The organism is Nocardia sp. NPDC051929 (assembly GCF_044548645.1).
Lineage (GTDB): Bacteria > Actinomycetota > Actinomycetes > Mycobacteriales > Mycobacteriaceae > Nocardia > Nocardia sichangensis.
The window spans coordinates 160,906-176,408 of record NZ_JBIUCG010000007.1 but is presented as its reverse complement, the minus strand read 5'-3'; the positions used below and the strand labels follow the sequence as shown (position 1 = coordinate 176,408).

Genomic DNA, 15,503 nt, shown 5'->3' with positions numbered 1-15,503 from the left:
TGTCGTACAGTTCGACCAGCATTCTGCTGCCCGGACCGAGGGTTCGCAAGCTCGCCCCCGGCCCGCCGAGTCGTGGAATCACGAGGTAGAAGACCGAGTTGGGGGAAGCTTGACGCACGCGCGACTTGACCACATCGACGAAGAATCCTCGCGCGGGATCGTCCGCGCCCCCGACCTCGCCCGGGTGACGATTCTGGCCAAGCACACTCAGGTCGACATGGCCATACCGGTCGACGTGCCGGTCGCGCTGGTGATTCCGAGCGTGGTCGACATGGTCGCCCAGCACAGCCGCTCCAACGACTTCGACAACGAGGGCGAGCGCTACGAGCCCGCGGAGTGGGTGCTCGCCCGGATCGGCCATCCGCCGTTCTCCAACTCGCTCAGCCTCGGCGAGCACGGCGTCCGCGACGGCGAACTGCTGATGCTGGAGAGCGCTTCGCACACCGCGCCGACACCGCTGTTCGACGACATCATGTACAACGTCGCGATCGCCGACGCCGACCATTACCGCAGCTGGACCCCTCGGGTCGCGCGGATCACCGGCTCGGTGCTCGCGGCGCTCACCATGATCGTCGGCTGTCTCGGGCTGCTGCTGTCCCCCGGCTCGCTGCCGATCGGGGTCGGCGGTTCGATCGCGCTGGTGGTCGCGATCCTGCTCGTCGTCACCGCGATGGTGCTGAGCAGGATGTACGGCGACAACGGCACCGCGCTTGTGCTCGGCGGCTGCGCGCTGCCCGCGGCGTTCAGCGCGGGAATGCTCTACGTGCCGGACGATTACGGCTGGGCGCACATCCTGCTCGGATCGGTCCTGGCCGGGGCGACGGCGATTCTGGCGTGGCGGGTCACCGGCGTCGGGCTCGCGTTGTTCATCGGCGGGGCCGCGCTCGCCACCTACGCGGTGCCCGCGGCGCTGGTCGGCCTGCTCACCGACCAGCCGGAGCGGGCGATCGGCGCCGGCGCGGCGGCGCTCGGGCTCGGCGGCCTGTCCCTGGCCCCGCGAGTCTCCATGCTGCTGGCGAAATTGCCACTGCCACCGGTGCCTTCGCCGGGCACACCCATCGATCCGACCGAGGACGACCCGGACGATCACCGCGCGCTGCCGACCATGGAGGTGCTGCGGGTGAAGTCGGAACGCGCCCGCATGTACCTCGCGGGCCTGGTGGCGGCGACCACGCTGGTCACCGTCGTCGGCGCGCTCGGCGCCACCGACCCGGCGTCCGACGACCCGTACTGGCCGGGCATCGCGCTCGCCCTGGTCTGCGCCGTGGTGCTGATGTTCCGCAGCCGCACCTACGCGGGCGCGGAACAGGCCGTCGTTCTCATCTCCGGTGGCGCGGGCATCGTGCTGATCATGTTGGTCGGCGCCGGTTTCGCGATGCACCAGCCGCTGGCCGTGTTCGGCGCGGCGATGGTGGTCCTGATCGCGGCGCTGATCCTCGGCATCATCATCCCGAACCAGTCGGCCACCCCACCGATGCGCCGCGGCGTCGAACTGCTCGAGTACACATTCGTCGCCACAGTCCTGCCATTGGTCTTCTGGGTGGCGGACCTCTACGCCATCGTTCGCGGGCTGTGAACCGGGCACTGCGCACCGGTGCGGCCGCAGCGGTGCTCTCTTTGAGCATGTCGTGCGGAGTGGGTGCTAGCCAGGGCATCGCCTACGCCGACCGTCCGCCGCCGGTGGATCCCGGCCAATTGCCCGCCGGGGATCCAGCACGGCCGCCGGACAAGACCGAGCGCCCGGGCAACACGCCCTGCTATTCAACCCAGCAGGGCGGCGAGGGTCCCACCCCTCCCGCTCCACAGCGCTCGCTCGACCTGGCGCACGCATGGGAGTTCTCCCGAGGCGAAGGCCAGCTCGTCGCGGTGATCGACACCGGCGTCGCTCGTCATCCCCGCCTGCCCGATCTGGAGGCGGGCGGCGACTTCGTGGCCGACGGCGGCGACGGGGTCAGCGAGGACTGCGATGCGCATGGCACCGTCGTCGCCGGCATCATCGCCGCGAAGCCACAGGCGGGACAGGGATTCTCGGGTGTGGCACCTGAAGCGCGGATCCTGTCGATTCGCCAGACCAGCGCGCTGTACGACTACGCGAACCGGCAGGATAGAAAGCCGGAAGATCCGCCCAAGGGATACGGCAACGTCAATGCACTCGCCGCCGCGATCCGACGCGCCGCCGACCGGCACGCTTCGGTCATCAATATTTCGCTCGTATCCTGCATGCCCAGTGGCGTGAGCTTCAGCGACGGCGCGGTCGGCGCAGCTGTGCGGTACGCGACCCTTGAAATGGACGCCGTCGTGGTGGCCGCGGCGGGCAATACCGATGACAACTGCAAGGCGAGCAATCCCGGGATCGATCCGCTGAATCCAACCGGTGATCCGTGGAACAACGTAACCACCAACGTCACGCCCGCGCGCTACGACGATTACGTCCTGTCCGTTGGATCGATCGACCAGAACGGCCTACCGTCGAGTTTCACCGTTCCAGGTCCCTGGGTCGGCGTGGCCGCACCGGGTGAGGACATCGTCTCGCTGGATCCGCGCGGAACCGGCACGATAACAGGAAAATACGTCAACCAGAGTCTCTCTCCACTCAAGGGGACGAGCTTCGCCGCGCCGTATGTTTCCGGAGTTGTCGCCCTGGTCCGCGCTCGTTTCCCCGAGCTCAGAGCCCTCGACGTGATCAAACGCATCGAGGCGACGGCGCACGCGCCAGGTGAAGGCTGGAATCCCTCCGTCGGCTACGGCGCGATAGATCCGATAGCCGCCCTCACCGCCGAAATCCCTCGAACTCTTCCGCCGAAACGACCGGCCGATGCCCTGAGCGTGCGGTTGCCGGTCCCGTCACCGGCCCCACCACCGGACAATCGCGCCCGGGATGTGGCGCTGATCGGCAGCGGCAGCGTCGCGACATTGCTGATCTTGGGCCTACTCGCCTCGTTCCCGATCCGCCGCAGATTCGGGGTCCGTGAGGACAACTGAGAAAGACTCGGAACCACATGACGGAACGGTTGTGGCCCCGTCGTTCGACGGGGCCACAATTGTCAGAACACCTCCTACTGCGGCTGGCAGTCGTAGGTGACGCCGGGCGCGAAGACCAAGGCTGCAGAGATTGCGGTGCCCGAAACTTTCTCAGCCGACATATATTTTGTCGACATAGTACCCGTTCCGCCCCTGCTTACAGCTGTAGAAGGGCGCCCACGATGGAGATGTCGACATCGGCTCCTCATTCTTACGCCGTCGCTCGGCCTTATTCTCGGGATCATTGCGGCTCAACTCGTCCTTGACCTGCTCGCAGTGCGACTTGGACATGCCGTCAGCCGTGACGGGGTCCGCGTTGGCAGCACCTGCCATTCCGGTCAAGCCAGCGCTCAAGACCGCCATTACGCAAACACCGACCATACGCCTGATATTCATCTTATTCCTTAATTTTCGTACAGATCAGCTTAAACACAAGTGACCCATATGGGTCCATAGATACTTACGGAATGCGAATCCTGACCTACGCGCCGCTATAGTAGACGGTGATCGAGGGCCATACGCCATCGGAAGTGATCTCGTTGTGCAGGACAAGATCCTGGATGGAGACGTCTCCGAGTTCCTCGATCGAAGCTGCGACCGTACGAAGCAATTTCGCAACGTCTTCTTGGCCTTGACCGGCCGGGTTGGACTGCGAGAAATGGTTTATTTGATATTGCATGCCCGCCATGGCGTTCTCCTTTAGATCTCGGGCTATCGACGGTTGCGCTTCTGCTTATTCCTGTCCCCGTTGTACTTTTCGGCCTGCTTGATCTTCTGCATTGCACGGTTGTACGCCGCCTGGTCGTAGGGACGACCCGCGTTCTTGTTATCAATCGCCTCTTGCTCTTCACGAGACAGCTGAGCCGCTGACGGCGCTTCCTTGATAGCCACAGAAACCGGAGACGCTGCCGCCATAGGCGATGCACCGACAGCACCTGCACCGAAGGCGGCGAGCAAAATTGCGCCTGCAGCGATCGACTGGCGAGTGTATGGCATGTGACTTCCCCTCCTGATTGTGGAACGCAACGACATCGCACTCCGTGCGCGATGCCAACCCGCATTTCATGCGGTTTCGAGTCGGGGGTGCAAACCTCCGCTCTCAGGCTCTTGATGCGGAATTCGGTGCCGACGCCTGTCGGAGACCGCACGTGCGTGCGCCTGCAGATTGCGCGAGCCGAAACCGATAGCGCTCGTGTCACTCACAGCAACCCCATCCCACATCTTGCCTGTCACTGTCTATAGACGCGCCCAATCGCAGATCGGTTCCATCGATCTTCAAACTTTTTCCGCTAGCGGTCCAGTTCAGCCAACGCAGCCACGCGGGCCCCAGCCAGCCCACACGCGCGGGAGAGCATCGGGGTACCTACGGTGAGACTCCCCCTCGCCGGATCTGTGGTTACCGGAAGCGCCACCAACAGCTGATACGGGTGGGCGGAACTCAATTCTGGTTCTTCACAAGAGCTTTCGCCGGATTGGCGTCCGGCGCGACGCCGTCGTGAGCCACCATCGCGTCCTGACGGCTGAGAGTCGGCCCGGAGGCAAGCAGGCCGACGATGGGCCATGGCGCCGGTTCGGGTTGCCGCACGCCGGAATCCGAACTCATGCCGAGCGCTTTGACCGCCTCCGCATCCTTGATGCCGTAGCGGACGCCGGTATCGGCGACGTAGAACATGCTGTCCTTGCGCTGACTGTCCGGCTCGATGCCGGTGCCCTGAACGAAGGCGCCGGAACCTGGCTTGAAGTAGACCGAGTCCACGTTGGGGCCGTCACCGTCGGCTTGGGCCAGCGGCACCAGGCGAGCGTCCTCCCGCATCGGCAGACTCACGCCGGTGATCAGCGAAAGCTCGGCATGATTGCCACCACCGCCCTCCGCGGCAGCGATCGGCTTCCACGACAGACAAGCGACTGGCCGATCCTTGATCTGCACGAGCGCGGGCGCGGTGGCCGGATAGTCCTTCACCGGCAGCGTCGTCGATATGGGCGAATAGGTCTTCTCGTACGGGACGATCGTCGGATTGCGGCCCGCCGCCGGGTCGGAGTTGAGAATGATGTTGGCGGTCAGCTGCGAGATTTCCTGCCTGCCATCGTGCAGCACCACGAAATACTGCTTCGTCGCGGCATCTTGCACCACCTCGCCGATCCGATGATCACCGATGGTGTATGTCGGCTGCGCGCCTCGATCGTCGATGTGCGGCACTTCGATTCGCTGCACCTCGGGTATCGCATTGAGCAAGCCTTCGCTGATCGGCCGCGGTGCCACATTGCGAATGCCCAGCGCCTCGGTCACCGCGTTGTTGTTCATGTCGACGCGGGCGCGCTTGTTGTCGTAAACGAGGTAGGTGGCGTCCTTGCCCTTGACGAGCAGAGCGTTACCCGACTCCATTGCGGAAGCCTTGGCGCCGAGTTCCAGGTCCCCGATGAGCACCGAAGTGGTTGCCTTGTTGGTGCCGTCGAGCTGCAGGGTGTCGCACACCGTCCACGCGCGCCCCTTCCCCTCCTTGTCGAAGGGCAGCGAGCTGGGAGCGCCTGGGATGCCGATCAATTGGCCGCGCGGCTTCTTCCCGAGTTCGGACTCCTTCACGGTCGCGGGCTTGGCGGCCTCACCCACGGCCAGGCGGGCCGAGGCGAGGTTGAGAGACGGGTGCACCACGTTATCGATCACCGCGTAGACGGCACCGGAATCCTTGCCGATCAGGATCTTGTTGTCATCGCCGACTTTGCCCTGCGGGCGCAGCAACGCGAGCACGCCGCATCCGGCCAGTGCGACACACGCCAGGATCAGACCGGCCGCGTACGCGCGGGACTGGGAACGCATGGGGTCGTGCAGCATTCGCACATCCCTGCGCACCAAGGCGTGCTCCATCCGCCGGACCAGAAAGCGGTAACCGCTGACCTGCCAGCGAGTGGTGGGTTTCGAAGCCATTATTCCTCCCCCGAACAGTGCTCGCGTTCGCCGAACACAGTACAGTTCCCGGGGACTGTTGTTCAGCTCGGCCGCGGCGAACCGGCCGATATCGGGTACTTGGGGGACGACGATGGCGGAACCGGCCGGTGCGGGACCACGACCGCTTTTCGGGCGCGTCTCGATGCGGAACCTGCTGATCGCCCAGATCATCGGGCTGATCGCCGCGGTCGTCGCACTGTTCGCCGGTTTGCCGGGGCTTCCCACGCTCGGCGTGGCGGTGGTCGTCGCGCTCATTCCGCTGATTCCGGTCGCCGGACGCACTGTGCTGGACTGGATCGCGACCTGGTGGCGCTATCTCACGCACCGGGACTACGAACTCGGCGACACCGTCGATTTCCGCGGCGCCGATGGTCGCTCGCTCGGCCTGTACTGGGACGGCAGCCGCGTGGTGACGGTGGTCGAGGTACTGCCTCCCCCCGGCGGGCTGACCAGGATCGCCCGCACCACGGTGCACGCCTCGCACCTGCTTCCGCTGGCGGAGCTGGCGAAATGCTTGAACCAGCACGACATCCTGCTCAGCGGCATCGACATCATCAGCCACGGGCATCGCAGCCGTTCCGGCACGCCCGCGGGCAAGATCTACGAATCGCTGCTGGGCCCGCTGCCCGCCACCGCGCACCGCACGGTGTGGCTGGCGATCGGTTTCGACGCGGTGGCCTGCCCGGAGGCCACCGACCGGCGCGGCGGCGGAGCCGAAGGCGCGTCGCGCGCGGTCACCATCGCCACCCAGCGCATCATGCGCACGCTCGAGGATGCCGACTGCAACGCGCGCATCCTCACCGCGCCCGAGATCCGCAAGGCGGTCCTGCAGATCACCGGCGGCTACGATCCGCGCACGCTCGAACACAGCTGGCGCTACGCGGAAATCGGCAACAGCGTGAACATCGGCAGCGCCTTGGATCCCAAGCGACTCGAATCGGACCTGCTCGCCCAGCTCTGGGTGGCCCCATCACGCGGCACGACGGTGGCGGTTCGGTTGCGCCCCGGCAGTTCCGCCGACTCGGTGAGCATCGGCGCCGCCTGGCGGCTGACCGCACGGGAACTGCCCGAACGCTCCGAGCTGCCGGGCATGATCTCGATGAACGGACGCCACCGCGACGGGCTGCTGGCCCACCTGCCGCTCGCGGTTCCCGGCGTGGACGACACCATTCCGATGATCGAGCACCTGATCGACATCGTCGACGATCTGCACCTGCCCTCCTCCGGCTGCGGCCAGCTGATCGGTTCCGATGACGAAGGCAACGGCGTGGCGGCTCGCATCGTCGGCGCGGGCATCTCCACGGTGTATGTCGCCGGCGAGCTGTACCTGGCGCAGCAGCTGGTTTTCCGGGCGCTCGCGGTCGGCGAACGGATCCTCATCCGCACCGACCGAGCACGGGCCTGGGAGAACCTGGTCACCACCATCGGCAATCCGGAGCGGCTGACCATCGCGATCGAAACCCACCAGTCCGACGCGGGATTCACCGCCACGGTGGTGGACGGGGTGCTCGCGCCTGCCCCGCACGCGGGCGTCACCACCATCTACGTCACGGGCGATCCGATGGGCTGGCCCGCCGCCCGCCCCGACCTGGCCATCCACCAGCCCGGCGCGATCGGCAACCACGTGGTGCTGCGCACCGGCACGGCACAGGTCGACCTGACGCTGGTGTCCATCCCGAGCGAGGCGACCTACATCGGTCAGCCGCGCGGCCGACGCGCGATGCAACCGCAGTAAGCGAGCGCGATAGCGCTAACCGGGGTACGGATCGGCCGTCCGAGCTGCTCGCAAAGTACGTGCCCACCAGGCCAATTGACGCAACATTCGTTCCGCGGCGTCGATGGCCGCCCCGTCGCGGGTGTCGCCTGTCTCGTCGAACCGCTTCTTTGCCTGGTGGAAACTGACCGTCTCGCGAACCGACACCATATGGATCTCGGCGACCACTTGCCGCAACTGCTCCACCGCACGCAAGCCACCGGAAAGGCCGCCGTAGGAGACGAAAGCGATGGGCTTCGCGCGCCACTCGTGCTTCGCGGTGTCGAACGCCGTCTTCAGCGATGCCGGATAACCGTGGTTGTACTCCGAAGTGACGACGACGAACGCGTCCGCGTCCCGCAATCGCGTGCGATAGGCCGCGGTCTCCTCGTTGTCGGTGAGTTCGACCGGCAACGGCGTATGCGCGAGATCGATCACGCCGACATCGAATTCGGGACGAGCGCGCACGGTACGTAGAAACCAGTCCGCGACCACCGGCGCGAACCGCTCCGGACGCACACTGGCCACGATGACCTCGAGCCGCAACGGGGTATCCACCGCGCGAGCCTAACTCGGACTCCTCCCGCCCCCGCGTACCGGCGCGCTCCAGAGCATCTCCCGCCGTTCACGAGTGCCCGATACCAGGAACACCGGATACCCCGCGACCGGCGGAGCAGGTCGCGGCACTCGCCACGGTGCTGAACCGACCACTGGTGGCGCGCGAACTCGACGACGAGACCGAGGCAGCTGGCCGCCACCATGCCGCGGGAGTACGTCGACGCGTTTCTCGGTTTCTTCGTGGCGGGCAGGCTGGATGAGGCGACGCTCTGTCCGACCGTCGAGCAGGTGACCGGTCGGCCTCCGCGCAACTTCGAGCAATGGTCGAACGCCCACGCGGAGGCATTCGCGCCGCACCGAGGCGCATCCGGCGATCCGGGTGCCTGATTCAGTCGGTGGCCGCGAACTCGGCCAGACCCTGCGCCGGCGCCACCGAGGCGGTGAAATCCAATACCCGTCTCGCCTTTTCCGGGTCCGCGACGAAATGCCGGACGTCGCCGATGCGGTATCGGCCGGTTACCACCGGCGCGGGGCCACTGCGGGCGCGCGACATGATCGAGGCCACTTCCCACACCGTGATCGGCTGCCCCGAGGCGATGTTCAGCGCGACGAAACCGGGCAGCGAACGCTCGACCGCCGCGACGGTGGCCGCGACCGCGTCGCGCACGTGCACGAAATCCCGGATCTGTCCGCCGTCTTCGAACACCTGCGGCGCGCGGCCCTGTGCCAGCTCGGCGTGCAACCACCCCACCAGCCCGGCCCGCGCTCCCGCGCCGTACACGTTGTGCATTCGCAGGGCGGTCACCGCACCACCGGTCGCCAATCCCCAGGCGAGCGCGTAATTCTCTTGCGCGACTTTGCTCGCCGCATAGGGACCGCGCGGACGCAGTGGCGCGTCCTCGCCGACCGGCTCCCACGTCAAGATCTCGCCGGTGTGCGGAGCGCGATGATCGAACATGCCTCGGTCGAGGTCGGCCCTGCGACGCAGGTTGGGGAAGAACGGGCCGCTCTGCACGCCGCGATAGCGGCCTTCGCCGTAGACCGCGACGGACGAGGCGAGCACCAAGCGGCCGACTCGCGCCCGCTCCATGGCACCGAGCAGCACGGCGGTCCCGACATCGTTGTGCGAGGCGAAGTCGGCGGCCAGCGCGCCCGCGGTGACACCCGCGAAGTGGCAGACCACGTCCACTCCGTCCAAGAGGGGTGCGAGCCCTTCGGCGTCGCGCACGTCCACCCGCTCGATCTCTTCCGGTGGTCGTGCGTCCGGCCCGTGGTCGCGAAGCAGGTCCACCCCGGTCACCTGGTGTCCCGTGGCGAGCAGCGCACGGCGCAGGTGCCCGCCGAGGAACCCGGCCGCTCCGGTGACCAGCACCCGCATCGGACTCAGGGCAATTCGAACGGCAGCGACACGTCCGCGTGGACACGGCACTTGTCGCAGGTGTCGGTGCCGTCGACCGCGGCCACCGCGCGGCGGACGAGCTCCTTGAAGGGCACGAGGTTTCGCTTGAACTCGGCGAAGACGTCGACGGCGCGCACCCCCTCGCCCTCCTCCAGACCGGCGTCCAGATCGGTGACGAGGGCGACGGCGGCGTAGCACATCTCGAGTTCGCGGGCGAGCACCGCCTCCGGGTGGCCGGTCATGTTCACCAGCTCCCAGCCCTGGGCGGCGAACCACCGGCTCTCGGCGCGGGTGGAGAAGCGCGGACCCTCGACCACGACCATCGTGGCCGCGTGCATCATGTGCAGTTCGTCGGACTCGGCCTTGATGGCCGCGGCCCGCAGTTCCTCGCAGTACGGGTCGGCGAAGGACACGTGGATGCCGCCGCCGTCGAAGTAGGTCTGCGGACGACCGGAGGTCCGGTCGACCAGCTGATCGGGCACCGCGACCGTGCCGGGGCCCCAGTCCGCCCGCAGGCTGCCGACGGCACAAGGCGCGAAGATACGGCGCACGCCCAGCGAACGCAGGGCCCACAGATTGGCCCGGTAGGGCAAGGTGTGCGGCGCGAATTCGTGGTTCTTGCCGTGGCGCGGCAGGAACGCCACCGGCCGCCCCTCCACCTCTCCGACGGCGATGCCCGCGCTCGGTGCACCATAGGGGGTGTCGACCTCGACGATGGTCGCCTCGTTGTCGAAGAAATCGTAGAAGCCGCTGCCGCCGATGACGGCGAGCGCGGGCCGGGGGTGCGAACTCATACCTCAATTGTCTCGTCCCCGGGTGGCCGTCGCGCGCCGGGATCCGCGTTACCCTGCTTTCCGGCGGAACACGGACCGTTCCGACCGGGCGGGGTCTGCCGCACCATGCGGCCCGACCTGACAAGACGCCCCCGGAACTGTACCCTAGGGGGGTATTGATCCGGTTCCGGCGACCGGCAGGCAGCGAGGAGACATCGGTGGCAGCTTCCCCCCACGACCACACGGCGGCCGACCACGCCGCGCACGGCTACATCACCGCCAAGGACGACTACCTCAAGCGGCTGCGGCGCATCGAGGGTCAAGCGCGCGGTCTGCAGCGGATGGTCGAGGAGGAGAAGTACTGCATCGACATCCTCACTCAGGTGTCCGCCATGACCAAAGCCCTGCAAGCGGTCGCGATGGGCCTGCTGGAGGATCACATCAGCCACTGCGTCGTGGACGCGGCCGTCGCGGGTGGCCCGGAGGCCGAGGCCAAGATCAAGGAAGCGACCGACGCCATCGCCCGCTTGGTCAGGTCCTGACGGAACTATCCGTGCCAGCGGCGATAGACCGCGGCAGCTCCCGGGTGCAGCGGAATCGGGCCGGTGCTGATCAGCGACCGGCCGTCGAGGAATTGGGTGCCCGCCGCCTCGGTGGGCACCAGCGCGTCGGCGTGCCACACCAGTAGTTCGACGATGGCCGCGGCCACCTCCTCGGACATACTGCCCGCGGCCAGCAAGAGATTCGCCACCCCGATGGTGTGCACCGAGACCCCGCCCGGATAGGCATCCGCGGGGATCGCCACCCGGTCGTATACCGGCCCGAACCGGTCCCGCATCGGCGCGGCCAGTTCGCCCATGTCCACGAGCCGCATCCGGCTCGGCACCGCGAGCCGTGCCGTCGGCACGCCGCCCGCCCACAACAGCGCGTCCACGTCGCCAGCGGTCAGGGCGGCCACCGCTTGCGCCAAGGGGCGATGGGCGATCGCGACGTCGGCGCTCGGGTCGAGCCCCGCGACGCGCAATATCCGTGCGCCGGTCAAGGCCGCGCCCGATCCCTCCGCGCCCAGACTCACCCGCGTTCCCCGCAGATCCGCGACCGAACCGATCGGGCTGTCCGCCCGCACGACCAACTGCAGGTAGTTCTCGTACACCCGGCCCAGCGCGAACACCTGATCGGCGCTGTCGCGCACCGAATCCGCGAGCGCGAGCGCGGCATCGACCTCACCGCGCGCCAGCAACGCCAGATTGTCCTGCGAACCCGAGGTGGTGACCCGCTCGATCCGCACACCCCCGGCGTTTTCGGCGGCGAGGCCGAGCAACCCCGCGAAGGCGTGATAGAAGCCGCCGACCTCGCCGGACGCCAGCCGCGCGGTGGCGCCCCGGCCGCCCGGCCCACAACCCGCGAGCCCCGCCGCGACGGCCAACGCGAGGAAGCCGCGCCGACCGACGCCGCGCCGGACGATCGGCTCCCGGCCGGTCATCGGGCCTCCGCCTCGGGTAGGCGCACCGAGACCGCCAGACCATGCGGACGCACCGCGGCCACGGTGAGCACGCCGCCGCGCGCCTGCGCCAATGCGGCGGCGATCGGCAGGCCCAGCCCGGAGCCACCGGCCCCCGCGGCCGAACCGCGGAAGAAACGGGTGGTCAGCTTGTCGAGCTCAGCGGGAGGAACACCGCTGCCGTCGTCGCGGACGGTCACCGTGACCCAGCCCGGCTCGGTCGCGACGACCAGATCGATGTTCGCGCCCGCGCCCGCATAGCGTGTCGCGTTGCTCAGCGGTACGTCGAGCATCTGCGCGAGCACGTCGGCCGGGACCGCGACGTCGGCGGGCCCGGCCACGGCCGCCACGCGCAATCGCTGTCCGGCCGCCTCGAATGCCGAGCACCAGGCGTCGAATCGGTCGGCGATCACTTGCACGGCGTCGCACTGGTCGTCGCCCTCGGCCGTGCGGGCGACGTCGAATGCCGCCGGGGTCTCGGCGACGGCCAAGCTGAGCAAGCCGTCGAGCAACGCGGTGAGCCGCTCCACCTCGGCGCCAGCGTTGTGGAAGATGCTCGCCGCGCTCGCCGGGATCGCTGGTTCCAGGGAATCGAGGCGAATGGTCAGGGCGGCCAGTGGATTGCGCATCGCGTGTGCGGTGTCGGCGACCAGCTGGCGCTGCGCGTCCGCCGAATCGGCCACGGCCAGCGCCATCGCGTCGAACGACTCGGCCAGCGCCCGCATCTCCGGCGGCCCGCCGTAGCGGCCCGCGATCGATACCGGCGCGACGGTGTCGGCGCGCGGCTTGGGCAGCGTCGCGGTCAACTCCGCCACACCGTGCGACAGCGCCGCGAGCGGCCGCAGCACCCAGCGGCCGATCGTCACCGCCAGCAGCACGAACAGCGCCATCGCGACCACGCCGCCGAGCACGATCACCGCCCAGTCCCGCGCGATATCACCGCGAGCACGGGCCGTCGACGCCTCGATCACCACGGCCCCGTTCACCTGCACGCCGGTGCCGACCGGCCGCGCGACCAGCATGCTCGGCGCGCCCCACGGCGTCAGCTTGTCCACCGCGTGCGGACGCTGATTGCGGCGCGCGGCCGCCACCGCCGCGACGATGCCGGGATCGTCCATGTCCGCGCCCGCGTTCACCGTCGGCGCACCCCTGGCGTCGACCACGAGCACGTTCTCGCCGTACAGCTCGTGATAGCGCAGCACCTCGTCGGCCAGCGCACGGCTGTCCCCCGCGGTGACCGCGTTGTCGGCGAGGGTGGCGAAGCGGTCGGCGTCCCCCGAGCGCGCGAGCACCAGCTGCTGGGTGCGGCTGGTGGCGATGGTCAGCGACAGCGGGACCGCGAACGCCAGCACCGCGATGGCCGCGAACAGTGTCAGCGCGACCAGCAAGCGACGCCGCATGGCACACCTCCGGCCCGCCGGACCGCGCTCACTGCCCCCACCGATACCCGTACCCGCGGATGGTGGTGATCAGGCCGGGCCGGTTGAGTTTCGCCCGCAAGCCCGTCATGTGCACGTCCAGCGAACGCGAGACCGCGACGAAGGCGTCACCCCAGATGCGGTCCATCAACTGCTGACGGCTCACCGCGGCCCCCGGCCGTTCCACCAGCGCCTCGACCAGCTCGAATTCCTTCTGAGTCAGCGACACCGGCTCCCCGGCCACCTCGACAACGCGGGCGCCGAGATCGACCCGCACGTCACCGGTGACGATCACCGACTGCGCCTGTCGCGCCGCCGCGGCCGCCCGCCTGGTGACCGTCTCCAGCCGCGCGACGAGTTCCGCGATGCGCGGCGGCTTCACCAGATAGTCGTCGGCGCCACCGCGCAAGCCTCGCACGATCGAGCGTTCGTCACTGCGCGCGGTCAGGATCAGCACCGGAACCGAACTCACCTCGCGCAGTCGCCGCAACACCTGCAGACCGTCGCCGTCGGGCAGTCCGAGATCCAGAATCACCGCGTCGTAGTCGCGGTGCGCGATCAGCAGATCCGCGCCGCGGCGCTTGCGTTCGGCGCGGTAGCCACGGACGTTGAGTGCCTCGACCAGCGCGTCTCCCACGCCGTCGTCGTCCTCGACCACCGCAAGCCGCACGCGCCGATCCTCCCACAGTGGGCGGACCGGCGCGTGTGCCGGTCGGTCAGTCACGCACGGTGACCATCGGCCGACCCGGCTCGGCCCCCGCGGCGCCGGACCCGGTGTCGGCGCTCGCGGTGGGCTCGGCCGCGTCGATCGCCGACGAGGCCGAGGTCTCCCGCATGAAGTAGTAGGTGATCAGCGAGACGGCGATGCAGCCTGCGACATACCAGAAGTACAGCGACTCGTGGCCGCCCTTCTTCAGCGCGAGCGCGATCGTCTCGGCGGTGCCGCCGAAGATCGCGACGGTCAAGGCATAGGGCAGCCCTACGCCGAGCGCGCGGATCTTCGTCGGGAACAGCTCGGCCTTCACGATCGCGTTGATCGAGGTGTATCCCGTGATGATCACCAGCGCCGCCATCATCAGACCCCACGCGGCGACCGGATTGGTGGTGCGTGCGAGCACCGTCATGATCGGCACGGTCAGCAAGGTGCCCGCCACGCCGAAGAAGATGAGCAGCTTGCGTCGGCCGATCCGGTCCGACAGCGCCCCCGCCAGCGGTTGCAGCACCACGAAGACCAGCAGCGCGATGAAGTTGATCCACGCCACGGTCGACTTGGAGATGCCGGAGGTGTTGATCATGAACTTCTGCATGTAGGTCGTGTACGTGTAGAACGCGACCGTTCCGCCCAGCGTCAACCCGACGACCAGCAGGCATTCGCGGGGGTACTGCAACAGGATCCGCAGGGAGCCACGCGATTCCCGCACCTCGGCGGCCGTCGCCGCGGTCTTCTTCGGCCGCTGTCCGGATTCGGCGCGGAACTGCTCGGACTCGTCCATGCCGCGCCGCAACCACATCACGATCAGCGCACCGGCGGCGCCGATCACGAACGGGATCCGCCAGCCCCAGGCGTTCATCTGGCCGGCGTCGAGGAACTGTTGCAGCACGATCTGCACCCCGAGCGCGACGAGCTGTCCTGCCACCAAGGTCACGTATTGGAAGCTCGAGTAGAACCCGCGCCTGCCCGCCGAGGCCACCTCGGACAGATACGTCGCACTGGTGGCGTATTCACCGCCGACCGACAACCCCTGCAGCAGCCGGGCGACCAGCAACAGAGCCGGAGCGGCCAGGCCGATGGTCTGGTAACCCGGCGTCGCCGCGATCATCAGCGAACCGGCGGCCATCACGGTCACCGACAGGGTCAGGGCCGAGCGCCTGCCGAACCGGTCGGCGTACCGACCCAGTGCCCACCCGCCGATCGGGCGCATCAGGAAGCCGACCGCGAACACGGCGGCGGTGGACAACAGTTGCGCGGTCGGATCGTCCTTCGGGAAGAACGTCTTCGCGAAGTACACGCTGAACGCGGCGTAGACATACCAGTCGTACCACTCGACGAGATTGCCGATGGATCCGCGCAGAACATTCGCGACCACCCGGCGCTCGCCGACGGGCTGTGTCGTAGTCACAACATCTCCTTCTCCG

At 68.1% G+C, this 15,503-nt stretch carries 16 protein-coding genes; 5 read left to right on the top strand and 11 right to left on the bottom strand.

Annotated elements, in window-relative coordinates; translation table 11 throughout:
• Positions 1-109: 109 nt before the first annotated feature.
• On the top strand, positions 110-1,576 hold the full coding sequence (gene eccD / locus ACIHAX_RS11300) for a type VII secretion integral membrane protein EccD (protein WP_364430911.1): 1,467 nt from the start codon (positions 110-112) through the stop codon (positions 1,574-1,576).
• A 47-nt stretch (positions 1,577-1,623) separates the two neighbouring features.
• Positions 1,624-2,982 carry a type VII secretion-associated serine protease mycosin gene (gene mycP, locus ACIHAX_RS11295; protein ID WP_397277209.1) on the top strand — a complete coding sequence of 453 codons (1,359 nt, stop codon included), beginning with the start codon at positions 1,624-1,626 and terminating at the stop codon, positions 2,980-2,982.
• 150 nt (positions 2,983-3,132) lie between these two features.
• On the opposite strand, the gene ACIHAX_RS11290 is transcribed toward mycP, so the two are convergent.
• The 4 genes from ACIHAX_RS11290 to eccB form a co-directional block, all read right to left on the bottom strand.
• Positions 3,133-3,417, bottom strand: coding sequence for a hypothetical protein (locus ACIHAX_RS11290; RefSeq protein WP_397277125.1), 285 nt, complete (start codon positions 3,415-3,417; stop codon positions 3,133-3,135).
• Between the two features lie 85 nt (positions 3,418-3,502).
• Positions 3,503-3,709 carry a hypothetical protein gene (locus tag ACIHAX_RS11285; protein WP_397277123.1) on the bottom strand — a complete coding sequence of 69 codons (207 nt, stop codon included), beginning with the start codon at positions 3,707-3,709 and terminating at the stop codon, positions 3,503-3,505.
• A gap of 23 nt (positions 3,710-3,732) precedes the next feature.
• Complete coding sequence (locus ACIHAX_RS11280; RefSeq protein ID WP_397277121.1) at positions 3,733-4,017, bottom strand: hypothetical protein; 285 nt, start codon at positions 4,015-4,017, stop codon at positions 3,733-3,735.
• 442 nt (positions 4,018-4,459) lie between these two features.
• Positions 4,460-5,944 carry a type VII secretion protein EccB gene (gene eccB, locus ACIHAX_RS11275; RefSeq protein WP_397277119.1) on the bottom strand — a complete coding sequence of 495 codons (1,485 nt, stop codon included), beginning with the start codon at positions 5,942-5,944 and terminating at the stop codon, positions 4,460-4,462.
• A 112-nt stretch (positions 5,945-6,056) separates the two neighbouring features.
• Between eccB and eccE the strand changes: the two genes are divergently transcribed.
• Complete coding sequence (eccE, locus tag ACIHAX_RS11270; RefSeq protein ID WP_364430899.1) at positions 6,057-7,700, top strand: type VII secretion protein EccE; 1,644 nt, start codon at positions 6,057-6,059, stop codon at positions 7,698-7,700.
• 15 nt (positions 7,701-7,715) lie between these two features.
• On the opposite strand, the gene ACIHAX_RS11265 is transcribed toward eccE, so the two are convergent.
• Entirely contained in the window at positions 7,716-8,276 is a 561-nt protein-coding gene (locus ACIHAX_RS11265) for an NAD(P)H-dependent oxidoreductase (protein WP_355076227.1), read from the bottom strand.
• Positions 8,277-8,477: 201 nt separating this feature from the next.
• Here ACIHAX_RS11265 and ACIHAX_RS11260 point away from each other — a divergent pair, with 201 nt between their 5' ends.
• On the top strand, positions 8,478-8,663 hold the full coding sequence (locus ACIHAX_RS11260) for a hypothetical protein (protein WP_397277116.1): 186 nt from the start codon (positions 8,478-8,480) through the stop codon (positions 8,661-8,663).
• Position 8,664: 1 nt separating this feature from the next.
• Here the strand turns inward: ACIHAX_RS11260 and ACIHAX_RS11255 are convergent, their stop codons facing one another.
• Entirely contained in the window at positions 8,665-9,654 is a 990-nt protein-coding gene (locus ACIHAX_RS11255) for an NAD-dependent epimerase/dehydratase family protein (RefSeq protein ID WP_364430892.1), read from the bottom strand.
• 5 nt (positions 9,655-9,659) lie between these two features.
• Complete coding sequence (locus ACIHAX_RS11250; protein WP_364430889.1) at positions 9,660-10,469, bottom strand: S-methyl-5'-thioadenosine phosphorylase; 810 nt, start codon at positions 10,467-10,469, stop codon at positions 9,660-9,662.
• 197 nt (positions 10,470-10,666) lie between these two features.
• Between ACIHAX_RS11250 and ACIHAX_RS11245 the strand changes: the two genes are divergently transcribed.
• Positions 10,667-10,990 (top strand): metal-sensitive transcriptional regulator, encoded by a 324-nt coding sequence (locus ACIHAX_RS11245; RefSeq protein WP_355076219.1) that lies wholly within the window; start codon positions 10,667-10,669, stop codon positions 10,988-10,990.
• Positions 10,991-10,995: 5 nt separating this feature from the next.
• Here ACIHAX_RS11245 and ACIHAX_RS11240 read toward each other — a convergent pair whose 3' ends face one another.
• The 4 genes from ACIHAX_RS11240 to ACIHAX_RS11225 are packed head-to-tail and all read right to left on the bottom strand — an operon-like array spanning position 10,996 to position 15,487.
• A complete protein-coding gene (locus tag ACIHAX_RS11240; RefSeq protein ID WP_364430885.1) occupies positions 10,996-11,931 on the bottom strand; it encodes a TAXI family TRAP transporter solute-binding subunit in 936 nt (311 codons plus the stop codon).
• The gene (locus ACIHAX_RS11235; RefSeq protein ID WP_397277113.1) at positions 11,928-13,349 is read right to left on the bottom strand and encodes a sensor histidine kinase; all 1,422 of its coding nucleotides are present in this window, start codon (positions 13,347-13,349) and stop codon (positions 11,928-11,930) included. Before ACIHAX_RS11235 ends, ACIHAX_RS11240 begins: the two co-directional genes overlap by 4 nt.
• A gap of 28 nt (positions 13,350-13,377) precedes the next feature.
• Positions 13,378-14,037, bottom strand: coding sequence for a response regulator transcription factor (locus tag ACIHAX_RS11230; RefSeq protein WP_355076213.1), 660 nt, complete (start codon positions 14,035-14,037; stop codon positions 13,378-13,380).
• Between the two features lie 46 nt (positions 14,038-14,083).
• On the bottom strand, positions 14,084-15,487 hold the full coding sequence (locus ACIHAX_RS11225) for an MFS transporter (protein ID WP_355076211.1): 1,404 nt from the start codon (positions 15,485-15,487) through the stop codon (positions 14,084-14,086).
• Positions 15,488-15,503: the final 16 nt, after the last annotated feature.